Consider the following 14,716-nt stretch of genomic DNA (forward strand, 5'->3'; position numbering starts at 1 on the left):
CGGCGGCCGCACGATGGCGCCGTCGACCAAGGTGCACTGATGCCCGACCGGCCAGCCCCAACGCCATCCGCTCGCCCACGCAGAAGGGGCGAATATTAGGCAGGATCGGTTCTAGTGCGCAAGCTTTACGCGCCATACGCTTGCCAGCCGCCTAGCTGCAATTGAGCGACTCCCGACATCAGCGGGGCTTGAAATTTAGCCGCTGCGGCCCTATTATTGGCACTCGTTAGCTTTGAGTGCTAACAGATTCAGCTGTCGGTCTTTTAGTCACCCTCGCCGAATCTGCCCATCGCCGTGTAAGTTTGCTATTAAACCAAGGAGAAGCTGCATGAATATTCGCCCTTTGCATGATCGTGTGATCGTCAAACGCCTGGAAGAGGAGCGCAGAACCGCATCCGGCATCGTGATTCCGGACACCGCCGCCGAAAAGCCTGACCAGGGCGAGATTCGCGCCGTCGGCAATGGCAAGGTGCTCGACGACGGCAGCGTGCGTGCCCTCGCAGTGAAAGTTGGCGACCGCGTTCTGTTTGGCAAGTACGCTGGCCAGACCGTCAAAGTTGACGGCGAAGAGCTGCTGGTCATGCGTGAAGAAGACATCATGGGTGTCATCGAGGTCTGAGAGTCCCGTTCAGACATCCCCGTGTTTCGCTTTTCGATTGAAATCAACAAAGAACTCTAGGAGTTATCTCTATGGCAGCTAAAGACGTCAAATTCGGCGATACCGCACGCGCCCGCATGATCGAGGGCGTAAACATCCTGGCCGACGCAGTCAAGATCACCCTCGGACCGAAGGGGCGTAACGTGGTTCTCGAGCGTTCCTACGGGGCGCCGACCGTGACCAAGGATGGTGTCTCGGTAGCCAAAGAAATCGAGCTCAAGGACAAGTTCGCCAATATGGGCGCCCAGATGCTCAAAGAAGTTGCTTCCAAGACTTCCGACATCGCCGGCGATGGAACGACCACGGCTACTGTGCTGGCTCAGTCGATTGTCCGCGAAGGGATGAAGTACGTCGCCGCCGGAATGAACCCGATGGACCTCAAGCGCGGCATCGACAAGGCGGTGATCGCCACCGTCGAGGAATTGAAAAAGCTCTCCAAACCGTGCTCGACGAGCAAGGAAATCGCCCAGGTTGGTGCCATCTCGGCCAACGCCGACGCCGACATCGGCGACATCATCGCCAAAGCGATGGACAAGGTCGGCAAGGAAGGCGTCATCACCGTTGAGGACGGCAAATCCCTGAACAACGAACTCGATGTGGTCGAAGGAATGCAATTTGACCGTGGGTACCTGAGCCCATACTTCATCAACAACAACGAGAAGCAAAATGCGATCCTCGAGAGCCCGTATATCCTGATCTTCGACAAGAAGATCTCGAACATTCGCGATCTGCTGCCGATTCTCGAACAGGTCGCCAAATCCAGCCGCCCATTGCTGATCGTGGCCGAGGACGTCGATGGCGAGGCCCTCGCTACCCTGGTCGTCAATAACATTCGCGGCATCCTGAAGACTTGCGCCGTCAAGGCTCCCGGTTTCGGCGACCGCCGCAAGGCAATGCTTGAAGACATCGCGATCCTGACCGGTGGCCAGGTGATTGCCGAGGAAGTCGGTCTGACGCTCGAGAAGGCTACGCTGGCCGACCTTGGACAGGCCAAGCGTATCGAAATTGGCAAGGAAAACACGACGATCATCGATGGCGCCGGCGTTACCGCGAACATCGAAGCTCGTGTCAAGCAGATCCGGGCTCAGATCGAAACGGCAACCAGCGACTACGACAAAGAGAAGCTGCAGGAACGAGTCGCCAAGCTGGCCGGTGGTGTCGCCCTGATCAAGGTGGGCGCAGCGACCGAAGTCGAGATGAAGGAGAAAAAGGCACGCGTCGAAGACGCCTTGCACGCGACCCGCGCCGCGGTCGAAGAAGGGATCGTTCCCGGCGGTGGTGTCGCACTGCTGCGCGCCCGCATCGGTTTGACGAGCCTGAAAGGCGACAACACCGATCAGGAAGCCGGCATCAAAATCGTGCTGCGAGCGATGGAACAACCTTTGAGAGAAATCGTCGCCAACGCCGGTGACGAACCGTCGGTCGTCGTCAATGCCGTTCTTCAGGGCACCGGCAACTTCGGCTACAACGCCGCCACCAGTGAGTACGGCGACTTGGTCGAAATGGGCGTCCTCGATCCGACCAAAGTGACTCGTACAGCGCTGCAAAATGCGGCGTCGATCGCTGGTCTGATGCTGACCACCGACTGCATGGTCGCCGAGCTGGCCGAAGAAAAACCGGCCATGGGCGGTGGCGGTATGGGTGGCATGGGCGGTATGGGTGGCATGGGCGGCATGGATATGTAACGCCGACCAAGCACACAGGCCGTACGCCAGAAAAAAACCCCGCTACGGCGGGGTTTTTCTTGGCCAGCCAAGCTCCCGGACGGCAGACGAAACTTCGTGTCAGGCCGGCGTGCCCCCACGGAACCTAACTGTCGCCAAGCACGAACGCGACTACCGCTCCTTGTTTTCGAGCGCCGACTTGTTGATATCGACCTTGTAGCGCAAACGCAGGTTCGCGAGATAGGCGGCAAAATCCTCCTGCGCGAGAATCGAGTCATACTGCCGCTGCAAGGCGTTGCGCCTGTTGTCATCCACGATGTCCGGGTGGCTGACCTTCGCGATCCTGTAGAGCACGTAACTACCGCCAATAGCTTCATCCCCGACATAGGCCGGAAGTTTTCTGACGTCGGCTTTGAAGATCGCTTTCAAAGCCGATGCCGGCAGATCCCGAGACTCGGCTCGCGAAACTTCTCGGGCCGGACCCCAAGCCGCCTGGACCTCGGCGCCATTCTGCTGCAATTCGCCGAGCTTGGCCTCACCAGCCTTGCGAGCCAGCAAAGCCGCTTCCTGGACCTTCAGCGAGGCTTCGATTTCCGCCTTCACGTCATCGAACGGCCTCGTACTCGCTGGTCGATACTCGACGACGCGTGCCGCCAAAAGCGTGTTTGGCGCAATCTCCACCGCTTCCGTGTTGCGCTTGTTCTTCAGCGAGTCATCCGAAAACAGCGAGGCCAGCACCTTGGCGTTGCCCAACTGGCCCAGCGCCGCCAAGCTCTCGGGAGCCGGCTGGCGTGGCAACCAAGCGGATTGCTGGATCGTCAGCCCAAAACGTTCGGCCGCCGGCTGCAAGCTGTCCGGCTGCTCGTAGACCAGGTTGCTGAAGGCCTCGGCTGACTCGGCGAACTGCCGCGATGCCGCCTGACGCTTCAACTCGGCTTCGATATCCGCCCGCACCTCGGCCAGAGGGCGTCGCTTGCCGGCCTTGATGCCGGTCAATTTGATGATGTGGTAACCGAAATCGGACGGTACGAGGCCGGAGACTTCGTTTTCCTGCAACTTGAAAACCGTATCCTCAAAAGCCTTGACCATCATCCCGCGGCCAAAAAACCCCAGATCACCGCCCTTTTCCGCCGAACCCGGATCCTGGGAGTACTGCTTTGCCAGTTCCGCAAACGCGTTCGGCGACTTCTGGACTTCCTTCAGTACCTGTTCCGCCTTCGCTTTCGCCTGCTCCTTATTGACCTCGGCATTGCTCACGATCAGGATGTGGCTCGCGCGTCTCTCCTCGGCCTGCTGGTAACGATCCTGGTGGCCTTCATACCAAGCCGTGATCTCGGCCTCGCTGACCTTGACCTTGTCCAGCAGTGCCTCGAGCGCCAGAACGACGTATTCCGCCCGGCTCTGCTCCGGCAGTTCGAAGCGCTTTGTGTTCTCTTCATAGTATCTCTTGATCGCAGCCGGGTCGATTTTCACCTGCCCGACGAACCGGTCGGCGGAGAAGCGCAACTCGGCGACCTCACGCCTCTCCGACTGGATGTGCAGCATGGCGGCCGTCAGCGTCTTGGCGGCTATACCGGTTTCACCAATCGCCCCCACCAACTGTTGCAGAGTGAGATCCTGGCGCAACTGAGCCTCGAACTGCGCCTGCGACATGCCCTGCGCCGCCAGCACGGCCCGATAACGCGCCATGGAAAACTGCCCATCCTCCTGCAAGGAGGGAACCTTGCCAATCACTTCACGTAACGCGTCGTCGCCCGCAACCAGTCGGTCCTTGGCCGCCTCGAGCAGCAAGAGCCGCTGGTCGACCAGCGAGTTGAGAACCGCCAGCTTGGCTTCCGGGGTGTTCATCGACTCCGGTCGGAAACTCGCCCCGAGCATCTGCCGCATACGCTCCTGTTGAGCCCGCCAAGCCTGATCAAACTGCGGCAGGGTGATCTTCGAATCGCCTACACTGGCCAGATCGGCACCCGCCCCACTGCTGCGAACGTAGGAGTCAACGCCCCAGAAGGCAAAAGGCAAAGTGATCAAAGCAAGAAATATCTGTACGACTCTCTTGTTGTTGCGAACGACATCGAAGAACATGGTGTTGACCCGCTGACTCACTCGAACATTGAAGTGCAAACAAAAAAGGCGAACTTGCGTTCGCCTGTCGGCAATAGCGAAGAGGACGGCAGCTCGAACCCGCGACGCCCGGCGTGACAGGCCGGTACTCCAACCACTGAACCACCACACCACTTTAGACGCGTTGCCGAACGTCCGTCGCGCGTGCTGGTGGGTGCTGACGGGCTCGAACCGCCGACATCCAGCTTGTAAGGCTAGCGCTCTACCTACTGAGCTAAGCACCCGACGCATGACTGAAATCCGGGAAGCGTGAGTCTATCGCATCCTAGGTTACTTGGCCAGAGCGGCCGAGGCGCATATGGGGAACAAGCAATCTGTCTTGGCGGCGCCGCGCCGCTGCCGGCTTCCGGAATGCCTTGGCGCACTGGCTGTCGGCACACCATCCCCACCCGGAATCGGGTGTTGCGGGCGTACGGCTTTGTCCACGATTCGCTGAACCGCTGGCGTCGATACGTCCGTCAGCGCCAAGTATCGTGACAGCGTCAATCCAAAATGGAGGGAAAATAAATAAAATCAGCGAAGATCGTCATCACTTCGGGGCTAACCCTGTTGACCGCGACGTCGGTCCAAGCCATCAATCCGACTTACGCGAAACAACTCAAGCGGTCAGGCTGCACACAGGTTACCGAAGCCCAAGGTTGCGACATTACGAAGACCAAAGCGGAAAACGCGAAGGCAGGGTTCGTGGCGGACGTACCGGCGAACGCCGGCACAGCGTCGAAGCAGACCCCTTATGCCGGCAACTGGGTGGCCAAAGGGACTGCCGACGCCACCTTCGCCACCATCCGCATCGACGACAGGGAGCGTGTATGGGTCAACGGCAAGCGGGTCAAGGCCAAGCGCAGCGACGGCGCGCTGGTCTTCCGGGACGGCTTCATCACTTACACCATCCAAGGCGATCGCCGGCTGCAGGGCGAAGACTACTGGTCGGATTCCGATGCCACAACGAAAGGGCCTATCGTCGGCCGGTAGATCTGCGGTTGAGCGACAAGACGGCGCTGCCGGGCACCGCCACCCTGCGCCTGTTGAGCGACAAACTGGCGGGTGGCGACTGTTGCGCAGGGGAAGCGAAACAGAATCCGTAGGACCAGGAAATCGGCCCGATCAAAGCCTTTGCCTGGCTCATGCTGTTGGAGGCCGGCGGTCTGGCGGTGGACGTGGCCAGCCCGTCTGCAACTCTGCCCGGGCGGCGTCAAGGCTCTCAGCCTGCCGCCGGCACAGGTACTGCACGGGCTTTGGCAGAAATGGCTGAAAACTACCCTTTTCGACGAGTTCAACCGTGTCGACGCGATCAAGGGAGAAACTTTCAAGGAACGGGTGATGACCACCGTCGCGCCCCGGCGGGCGACCATCGAAGAGACATTGCGCGCCTGTCCGATCGGCCGGTGGATTGCCTTCGACGACTTCGCGCGCCGATTGCTGGCCGCCGCGAGACGGCTTCGCTTTGTCTGCGCGCCGGGCCGAAGGTGGTGCGTACCAGGCAGCTCGACAAATTCTGCGAAAGTTTTCGCTCGCTCGGCTTCGGCATGGTCTCCTGATCTCATATCACCGGCAAAGCCGGGCGGGAGGCGATGTGGCCGGCCCTGGCCGAGCCTTTTCTACACGATGCGCGTCGGCCGGCGCTGTGACGCGTGGACACACCGGATGAGAAAGATCTGGCAGCACTGGACAACATGGTGAACCGATCGACCCTGTCCTGCCGGCGACTGCTGACGGTGGCGCTGTTTCTCGGCGTATTGTTCGCGACCTTCGAACTGTCCGGTTGGCGCGACCACTTCAGTCGGCAGTTCCTGCACGACCAGTTTTTGGAGAACCGGCTGAGCGGCGTGTTGATCTTTGTTCTGCTGTTCGCGCTCGGCAACCTGATCCAGATTCCGGGCTGGATCTTTCTCGCTGCCGCTGTTCTGGCCCTGGGGCGTGGCTGGGGCGGCGTCGTCACCTATCTCGCGGCCGCCATTTCCAGCGCGCTGACCTTCTTGAGCATCCGGCTGGTCGGCGGCGACGCTCTGCGGCAGTTGAAGAACCGGCACGCGCGCCGCCTGCTGGAGGAACTCGATGGCCACCCGGTGCGCAGCGTTCTCTCCCTGCGCATCCTGTTTCAGACGGCACCGGCGCTGAACTACGCCCTCGCCATGTCGGGGGTCGGCTTTCGGAAGTACATGCTCGGCACCCTGCTCGGCCTGCCTTTGCCGATTGCTCTCTACTGCCTGTTCTTCGACTTTCTCGCCCGGCTTCTCCATCTCGCCTAGGAAACGGCGCGGCCAGACTCGTGCCGCGATTTTTTTTGGCGACGGACATGTAAGGATCCGCGCCGCGAGCCGACGAACAGTCGCTAGCCCAGCCACCGCGACCGCGTGAATTGCACGCCCGTCGCCGGCCCTGCCAGCTTTTCGCTCAGCCGGCGCAGGCATTGGCACGAGGAGAATAATCTTTGGATTTCGGACCGACGGCTTCGCTGACGACGCCAGCCCATTGCCGCGATGCGTTCTCGAGACGGGTACGACCCGACGCTTGGCGTCGGCGCCGGAATCGAGCGACCATGCGCAAGTGTCGCGAAGCAGCCCACCTGTGCTCGGACGCGCTCGAGCGCGAGCTGACACTACGTGAGCGCGTGACGATGAGGGCGCACCTGATGATCTGCCTGCCCTGTCGAAACTTCCGCACTCACCTTGCCTTCGTGCGCCAGGCAATGCGCCGGTACGCGGCAGGCAAAAGCGGCACTGTGCCGGACGACTCCTGACGGTCGGAAGAGACGATCAAACGCCCGTCACACACGCGTCGACGGTCATCCGCCGGAACGGGGGGACGACGACCGGCCACTTGCTGCCGCCTGAACCCCGGCGCTTCCACGCCTGCCAAGCAATGGTGCACCGACGAGGCAAAGCGCTCTGGTCGAATTCGGACTGCGGCGCCGGGTGGGGACTAGGCTTCGCTCTCGCCCTAGGTGACGCCCTTCATGACCCGGCACGCGGGGGGGGGGAACGGGTTTTCAACGGGGGTGGGCGATGCCGGCTCGCCTGGGTGGAATGAGTTGTCAGTCCGCCTCGTGTAGCGCCCGGTCAAGCGGTGCGTAGTCGAAACTGTCCGCGTGCCGGCGCAGGATTCGACCCAGCGCCGGGTTCAGTTGCGTCACGCGCGCGATCAGCGCAGCGATCTGCCCGGTGTCCAGGGTAACGAGGGCGTCCGCCAGATGTCGCCGCAGATCTTCCGGCAGTGTCGCCAGCGCTGCCCGATCGAGCACCGTGTCCACCTCCATCTGGGCGGCCAGCGACTCCTTCTCCCGGCGGACATAGCGCACACCCAGCAAACGCTCCATGCAGTCAAAAAGCTCTCCTGGCTGAAACGGCTTGTGTAGTACGTCGTCCATTCCTGCGTTCAGCATTTCGCCTCGCTGGTCGGAGAATACCGAGGCGGTCAGCGCGACGATCTTGACGGCACGCCCCCCGTCCAAGGCCCGGATGCGGCGGGTGGCCTCCATTCCGTCCATCATCGGCATGCGCTGGTCCATCCAGATGAAATGCGGCCGCCACACCTGGAAAAACTCGACGCCCTGTACACCGCTGTTGGCGACGCGCGTCTGAAAACCCACACTTTCCAGCAGCCGACTGAGCAGCAAGGCGTTCTCCATCTGATCTTCGACAATCAGAATCCGCCAAGCCGGCTGGTCTGGCGCCAGGCTCAGCACGTCTCCCCGGTCGAGGACCTCGACCGACAGGTCGCTATCGGAGGCCGGCGCGACCGGTATTTCGACCCGAAAGCAACTGCCCCGGCCGAGTTCGCTTCGCACCTCGATCCGGCCGCCCATGAGCTCCACGAATTGCCGGGTAATCGCCAGCCCCAGCCCAGAGCCTTTCTGGGTCGCTGGCTGACCTGCCTGCGCGAAGGGGTCGAAAATGCGTGCCTGTTCTTCCTCCGCGATACCCGGCCCGCTGTCTTCCACTTCGATCAACAGTCGCGTGCCGACGGGCCCCGGCGCAGCGCTCAGGCGCAGGACAACTCCGCCCTCCTGGGTAAACTTCACCGCATTGCCCAGCAGGTTGATGAGCACCTGCCGCAGCTTGGTCTGGTCACCCCGTACGAAACGGGGAAAAGCTGAAGTCTGGTCCAATCGCAGGTAGAGCCCCTTTTCGCTGGCCCGCACCTGCATCAGATCGATCAGGTCGCAGGTCAGCCCGCCGAGATCGAATGGCGCCGCCTGCACCTGAATTCGCCCGGCCTCGATCTTGGCCATGTCCAGAATGTCGTTGATCAGCGCCAGCAGGTGTTCGCCGCTGCGGTTGATGATGTCGAGGTTTTCCCGTTGGACGACGCCCAGCGACGCCTCTTTCCGTAGCAGCGCCGAGAAGCCCAGAATGGCATTCAAGGGAGTGCGTAGCTCATGACTCATGTTGGCAAGAAACGCGCTCTTCGCGCGATTGGCTGCTTCGGCCGCGTCTTTCGCGTGCGCCAACTGAACGGTACGTTCGGCCACCCGTTCTTCTAGATGCTGCCGGCTCTCGGCCAGTTCGTCGGCCTTGGTCTGCAGCATCTTCTCAGTCGCGAGCTGCGTGTTGCGCATAATTCCCAGCAGCAGGAGAATCATGCTGTAGGCGACCGCCATGGTGCGAAAAGGGAGCATGACTGCCCACGCGTCGCTCGCCGGTTGCGCCGGAGTCCACAGGATGGCGCCAATGCCACAGAGCACGACGACGGTGAACAGGGCCATCGTCCGGAGCATCGAGTGGCGGATGGCCACCCAGGCCATGGGGACGATCAGGAGGTAAGGCAGCCCCATCGGGAACGCCCCGGAAGACATGAACAGCCCTGTCGCGCCCAGGAAGGTGAGCGAAGAAAGCAGCCAGTATTCCTTGCTCGCCGCCTGCCGCGTGCCGTCCCGGCCAGGAAGCCACCACAACAGCAGAATGGGGGCGAACAGAATGGTGCCGACGGCGTGACCCAGCCACCATTGCTGCCACCGTTCAAGGAAGGCGCCGGAGGCGATTTCGCCCAGCAGGAAGCGGCCACCGATACCACCGACAGCGGTCAACGCCGGGTGAAGGATCACCGCCAGCAACGCGAATACCGCGAAGTCGCGAACGGTCTGGAAGGGATTGCGATGTCTGGTCCACCAACGGGCGCCACGGGCAGCCAGCCATGGCGCCAGCGAATTCATGACGCCGATGATGGCAGCTAAGCCCCAATCCGTTCGCAACGCGACTGCGTTAGCCAGCAGTGCGCCAATGTAAAGGCCTGGCACGGCTCGCCAGTCGAAGCGGTAGGCCACGGCGACGGCAAAACCCGCAGCGGGCCATAGCGGCATCGGCAGAATACCGCCACGCTTGAACAGAACCCAGTTCAGCCACGAGAGTCCCAGATAGGCGAGGCTGACTCCGCAAGTAATCAGCAGTAGACGGCTGACCCCTGCCGAGGCCGCTCGGCCCGGCGTAGATGTGGGTTCCGCGCCGCTGGCCGGCAATCGCATCGCTTTACCTCTCTTGCCCTGGGCAAAGCCGAGTACGGCGCCCGTCGCCATCAAACCGCGATGCCTCGACGGTCAATCCGCCATCACGGTTACCAACACCCTGACGCAAAGCGTGGCCCGCCGGCCGGGTCAAGTCCAGCGATCGACGACCACCGCCCCTTGGGCGCCGGCCGCTGACAACCTGTCGAGAAAGTAGCCAAGGCCGCCGCGTTTGGCTATTGCGATCATGTGGCGTCCGAGCGTCTGCAAACACCCTTGGAAAGGGATTATAGCTCCTCAGGAGGACACGTGAGACGATCCGAAAGCGCGGTCGATGGGAAAATAGTCTTGTCAAGCTTCGTTAGCGTAGGCGTGAACCGAATGGGGATCGTGGCAACGGGCATCGCGGCCTGGGTTAGCCTAGCCTAGCGGGCCCGAGCCGCCCACCGCCTTCGACGTCACAAGCGCGAAGCGAGGATCTGGGTCAGTTCCTGGTCGCTGAGCACGATCGGATTGGTCTTCATGCTGCCGCCACGACTGCCGCTGACGACGCGCGCCAGGTCGCCTGCCTGGATGCCGTAGGCCCCGAGGCGCGGCAGCTCGAGCTCGACCTCCCAGCGCCGCAGGCTGGCGACGAGAAAGCGGCGGGCGTCGGCTCCGTTGAGACCCTTCTGCATGGCGAAGCGACGGCCGATTTCGGCGTACTTCGCCAGCGCCGGGTTGCCCGGGTCGCGCGCTTCGAGTGCGGCGATATTGCTCTCCGTGGTGCTGGCGACCAGCGTGCCACAGACCACGCCATGCGGAATCGGAAAAAAAGCGCCGAGTGGCGAGGCCAGACCATGCACCGCGCCAAGCCCGGCCTGGGCCAGGCAGATGCCGGAGGTCAGCGAAGCGTAGGCCATCCGGGCGCGCGCGGCGGCCGACGGCTGGCGATACAGCGCGGCCAACGCTTCGCGTGCGGCCATGATGCCCGCACGGGCCAGGGCGTCGGTCAGGGGGTTGGCGCGCGTCGAGACGAAAGATTCGAGCAGTTGCGTCAAGGCATCGAGTCCGTCGGCGCTGATCAGCGCTGACGGGCAGGTGGCGAGCAGGTCGGGATCGACGATCGCCCATTCGGCGACCAGCTTGTCGTCGCGAAAGGATTTCTTGAAGCTCCCGGGAACCGATAACACGGCGTTCTTCGTCGCCTCCGAACCGGTGCCGGCGGTGGTCGGGACGGCGATCAGTGGCGTCGCCGGTCCGCTGTAGGGAAGCTCGGGGCCGACACCTTCGAGATGGTCCCGCACCGAGTTGCCTGGCCGCAGCAGTCCGGCGATGGCTTTCGCGGCGTCCAGGGCGCTGCCGCCACCGATGCCGATAACGGCGTCGAAGCGCGCTCCGCGTTGCGCGGCAACGGTCGCATCGACAAAATCCGGTGACGGCTCGCCGCATACCCTGACCTGCTGCCACGAGACTTGTCGCTCACGAAGGCTGGCGAACAGCCGTGCCCCGGCGTGCGATTCGGCAAACGACCGGGCGCCCGTGACGAGCAGCAGATGCCGGCCATAGCCCGCGGCGATGTCGGGCAACTTGTCGATGGCGCCGCTGCCAAACTCGATGCGCGGCAGGCGAGCGATCGAGAAGGGCGAGAAATCCTGGTTCATGCGGGAAGCAGCCCGTTCATCGGCTCGCCGCGCCGCGGCTCGGCCATCATGCCGGCGACCGCCTCCCGCCAGGCGAGATAGTGCGTGGTCTCCTTGTGCGCGGCGGCGTCGGCGGCCGACGCGTAGGCTTCGTAAAGGATGAAGCGCGTCGGGTCGTCAAGCGCTTGCAGGACATCGAAACGGCGATTGCCCGGTTCATCGACCGATGCCTCATGATTGGCCCGTGTGGCGGCAATGAAGGCATCGACATCCTGCGCTCTGACTCGGACATGGACAAGCGTGACGTGCATCGTGAGCTCCCTCGAGTTTAGGCGAATAATTCTACACTGGGTTCTTGCGCCACCCGGCTAGCGATTGTCGGCGCTACGGCGGCCTAGCCTGCAGTAGACTGTGGCCTTCTTCCGGCACGCTGAGCAGAGCGCCGCCGGAAACTTGCTCCAGGCACACGACCGCAGGACCAGCGAACCGGCGTGGCTGACGGTTCCTGCGCACGAGGCAAGAATGACCGTTCGAAATCTCGAATTTCTTTTTCGTCCCGAGTCGGTGGCGGTAATCGCCGAAATCGACGAGCCGAGTCGCTATGCCGAAGTGGTGCTGGCCAATCTCGCCGCGGGTGGCTTTGCTGGCCCGGTGATTTCGGCTGACGCCAGAAAGCGCTCGCTGTTTTCTATGGGTTCCGATGTTCGCCTCGGAGAAATGGAGTTGGTACCCGATCTGGCGATCGTCTGCGCGGCGCTCGACAACGTAGCGTCGATCGTTGCTCAGCTAGGCGAGCGAGGAACTCGGGCCGTGATCGTCGGACCGTGGCTGCGGCACAGAATGAACAGTCACCAGGTCCTGACGGCTCGTCAGGCGATCCTCGAAGCGGCACGACCCTCCCTGACACGCGTTCTCGGACCGGGAAGCGGCGGTCTCGCCGTTCCGGCGCGAGGATTCAATGCCAGTGTGTCGCCTGTTCCCGTCACGCCGGGGAAGATCGCTCTGATCAGCCAGTCGACCGCGGTCGCCGCCGCCGTGCTCGATCGCGCCCATAGCCGGGGAATCGGCTTCTCCACCGTGTTGCACCTTGGCACCAGCATCGACGTCGATCTCGCCGATGTCCTCGATTGGCTGGCCGCCGACCAAGACACCCGGTCGATTCTCGTTCAGTTCGACTCGCTGCCCGACGGGCGGAAGTTCATGTCGGCAGCACGTGCAGCGGCGCGCAACAAACCGGTGGTCTCGATCCGCAGCAGGCGGGTCAAGATACCGCGCACCCCGGACGGACCGTTTGCGGTCGACGAAGTCTACGCCGCGGCGCTACGGCGCGCCGGGTGGGTCGGTATAGACACCTTGGGGGATCTGTTCGAAGCCATCGAGGCGATGGCGCGGGTGCGTCCAATGCGCGGCGAGCGGCTGACCATCCTGGCCAACGGACACGGCCTCGGGGGGATCGCCGGTGACACGCTGCGGCGCTCGGGTGGCCAGTTGGGCACCTTGTCCGACGACACGGTGAAGCGTCTCCGCGACCTGCTGCACACGCGGTCGAAACTCGAAAACCCGCTCGCTCTGCCGGCCGACGTCAGCGCGGCGAAATGGGGCGCGGCACTGGCCGCCGTGCTTGACGACAGCGAGACGGATGCGGTACTGACGGTGTGTTCGCCGTCGCCGTTCGCGCCCAGTACGGAGGTCGCGGCAGCCATCTGCGCGGCATCGAAGGCGAGCGAGCGCAACGTATTCACCTGTTGGGTGGGCGGTAGTTCGATGCTTGAGGCGCAGCACATTGCCGCGGCGAACGGAGTGTTGAGCCACGATTCACCCGAAAAGGCGATCGCCGTTTTCCTCGGTGTTCTCGATTACCGACGCAATCGCGCTCTGCTGATGCAGATGCCGCCGTCGCGGGCGGAAGGTTTTTCGCCGGACATCGACGCGGCGCGCGGCGCGATCGGCGAAGCGATCAGCGCCGGAGCCGCGATTCTGACCGCCCGTCAGGCGCGCCGTGTCTTGCAGGCCTATGGGATCGCGGTTGCCGACTACCCTCTGGTGAGCAGTGTCGACGCGGGGATCCGGCTGGCAGAAAAGATCGGTTATCCGGTCGATCTCGGTCTGGTGCTGAGCAACGCCGCGGATCAGGTGCCGTTGGCCTCGGGACTTCGTTCGCCGGCCGAGATAAAACTTGCCGGACGCAGCCTGCGCCGCTCGGTGCGCGCCCAGACACCGGGCGGACGCGTCAGCGGCTACCGGCTGCGACCGAGCGTCGCGCGTAGCGGCCTGCCGGCGCTACGCCTTGGCGTGGACGACGATCCGCTGTTCGGTCTGGTGATCTTTCTTGGTCCCTCCGCCACCGCTGGCACTCGACCGGATGGCTTCGTCATCGCTCTGCCGCCGCTCAACCCGACGCTGGCACGCGACTTGGTGGCGCACAGTCACTTTGCCGACGAAGCCCCCCGCGACCAGCGGGAGCACCTGGAATCGGCGGCCAGCAGCTTGCTGGTGCGCTTGTCGCAATTGCTCGCCGACAACGACGCCGTGGTCGGCATCGAACTGGATCCGCTTTTCGTCGAGACGTCGGGCGTGTTGGTGCTGGATGTCCGCGTGCGTATCCGTCCCGACCGGGCGAGACGCAAGCTCGGACTGCGCCGGTTCGCGATTCGACCCTACCCGAAAGAACTGGAGCGAGCGGTCGATTGGCATGGGCGTCGGCTGCTCATACGGCCGATCCGGCCAGAAGATGAAAGCACGCTCGGCGAACTCCTCAATTCGCTGGAGCCCGAGGATTCGCGGATGCGCTTCTTCGATTCGATGAGGAATCTGCCGCGCGCCCGACTCGCCCGTTTCACGCAGATCGACTATGACCGGGAAATGGCGCTGGTAGCCGTCGAGCGTGGCCCGGACGGCGGCGAGTCCGCGCTGGGAGAGGTCCGTGCCGTCGCCCAGCCAGGTAGCACCTTTGCCGATTTCGCGATCGTCGTCGCTTCGGCGATCAAGGGCAAAGGGCTCGGTCGCCTGCTGTTACAGTGCATCATCGACTACTGCCGTGACCGCGGCCTCCGCGAGCTGCGTGGCGAAACTCTCGACGGCAACCTGCGCATGCAGGGTTTGGCGAACAGCCTCGGTTTCCAGCTGACGACGGGCAGCGATCGTGGCACGGTCGATCTCCGCCTGGCGCTCGGCAAGCCGCAAGCGAAATGAACGCGTTTCTCCTCAGGCC

General features: G+C 63.0%; 10 protein-coding genes and 1 tRNA gene. 6 read left to right on the forward strand and 5 right to left on the reverse strand.

From position 1 onward, the window contains the following. Window positions 1-328 precede the first annotated feature (328 nt). Together groES and groL are read left to right on the forward strand one after the other, a co-directional pair. A complete protein-coding gene (groES, locus tag Q1M07_RS16390; protein ID WP_300455431.1) occupies window positions 329-619 on the forward strand; it encodes a co-chaperone GroES in 291 nt (96 codons plus the stop codon). Window positions 620-690: 71 nt separating this feature from the next. Next, window positions 691-2,343 carry a chaperonin GroEL gene (groL, locus tag Q1M07_RS16395; RefSeq protein WP_300455434.1) on the forward strand — a complete coding sequence of 551 codons (1,653 nt, stop codon included), beginning with the start codon at window positions 691-693 and terminating at the stop codon, window positions 2,341-2,343. Between the two features lie 150 nt (window positions 2,344-2,493). Here the strand turns inward: groL and Q1M07_RS16400 are convergent, their stop codons facing one another. Further along, on the reverse strand, window positions 2,494-4,425 hold the full coding sequence (locus Q1M07_RS16400; RefSeq protein WP_300455437.1) for a SurA N-terminal domain-containing protein: 1,932 nt from the start codon (window positions 4,423-4,425) through the stop codon (window positions 2,494-2,496). 166 nt (window positions 4,426-4,591) lie between these two features. Further along, window positions 4,592-4,667: transfer RNA gene (locus Q1M07_RS16405), tRNA-Val, on the reverse strand. A 322-nt stretch (window positions 4,668-4,989) separates the two neighbouring features. Here Q1M07_RS16405 and Q1M07_RS16410 point away from each other — a divergent pair. The 3 genes from Q1M07_RS16410 (at window position 4,990) to Q1M07_RS16420 (ending at window position 7,183) form a co-directional block, all read left to right on the forward strand. After that, a complete protein-coding gene (locus Q1M07_RS16410) occupies window positions 4,990-5,415 on the forward strand; it encodes a hypothetical protein (RefSeq protein ID WP_300455549.1) in 426 nt (141 codons plus the stop codon). Window positions 5,416-6,074: 659 nt separating this feature from the next. Continuing rightward, a complete protein-coding gene (locus Q1M07_RS16415) occupies window positions 6,075-6,692 on the forward strand; it encodes a VTT domain-containing protein (RefSeq protein WP_366984174.1) in 618 nt (205 codons plus the stop codon). A gap of 290 nt (window positions 6,693-6,982) precedes the next feature. Next, window positions 6,983-7,183 (forward strand): zf-HC2 domain-containing protein, encoded by a 201-nt coding sequence (locus Q1M07_RS16420; RefSeq protein WP_300455439.1) that lies wholly within the window; start codon window positions 6,983-6,985, stop codon window positions 7,181-7,183. Window positions 7,184-7,477: 294 nt separating this feature from the next. Here the strand turns inward: Q1M07_RS16420 and Q1M07_RS16425 are convergent, their stop codons facing one another. From Q1M07_RS16425 to Q1M07_RS16435, 3 genes are all read right to left on the reverse strand, one after another. Continuing rightward, entirely contained in the window at window positions 7,478-9,955 is a 2,478-nt protein-coding gene (locus Q1M07_RS16425) for an ATP-binding protein (RefSeq protein ID WP_300455441.1), read from the reverse strand. Between the two features lie 386 nt (window positions 9,956-10,341). Continuing rightward, window positions 10,342-11,526 (reverse strand): iron-containing alcohol dehydrogenase, encoded by a 1,185-nt coding sequence (locus Q1M07_RS16430; protein ID WP_300455444.1) that lies wholly within the window; start codon window positions 11,524-11,526, stop codon window positions 10,342-10,344. Further along, window positions 11,523-11,816: an antibiotic biosynthesis monooxygenase gene (locus Q1M07_RS16435; protein ID WP_300455447.1), complete on the reverse strand. Its 294-nt coding sequence runs from the start codon at window positions 11,814-11,816 to the stop codon at window positions 11,523-11,525. Before Q1M07_RS16435 ends, Q1M07_RS16430 begins: the two co-directional genes overlap by 4 nt. 211 nt (window positions 11,817-12,027) lie before the next feature. Here Q1M07_RS16435 and Q1M07_RS16440 point away from each other — a divergent pair, with 211 nt between their 5' ends. Beyond that, window positions 12,028-14,697 (forward strand): bifunctional acetate--CoA ligase family protein/GNAT family N-acetyltransferase, encoded by a 2,670-nt coding sequence (locus Q1M07_RS16440; RefSeq protein WP_300455449.1) that lies wholly within the window; start codon window positions 12,028-12,030, stop codon window positions 14,695-14,697. The last annotated feature ends 19 nt before the right edge of the window (window positions 14,698-14,716 follow it).

The sequence above is a fragment of the Accumulibacter sp. genome (genome assembly GCF_029255285.1).
Taxonomy (GTDB): Bacteria; Pseudomonadota; Gammaproteobacteria; order Burkholderiales; family Rhodocyclaceae; genus Accumulibacter.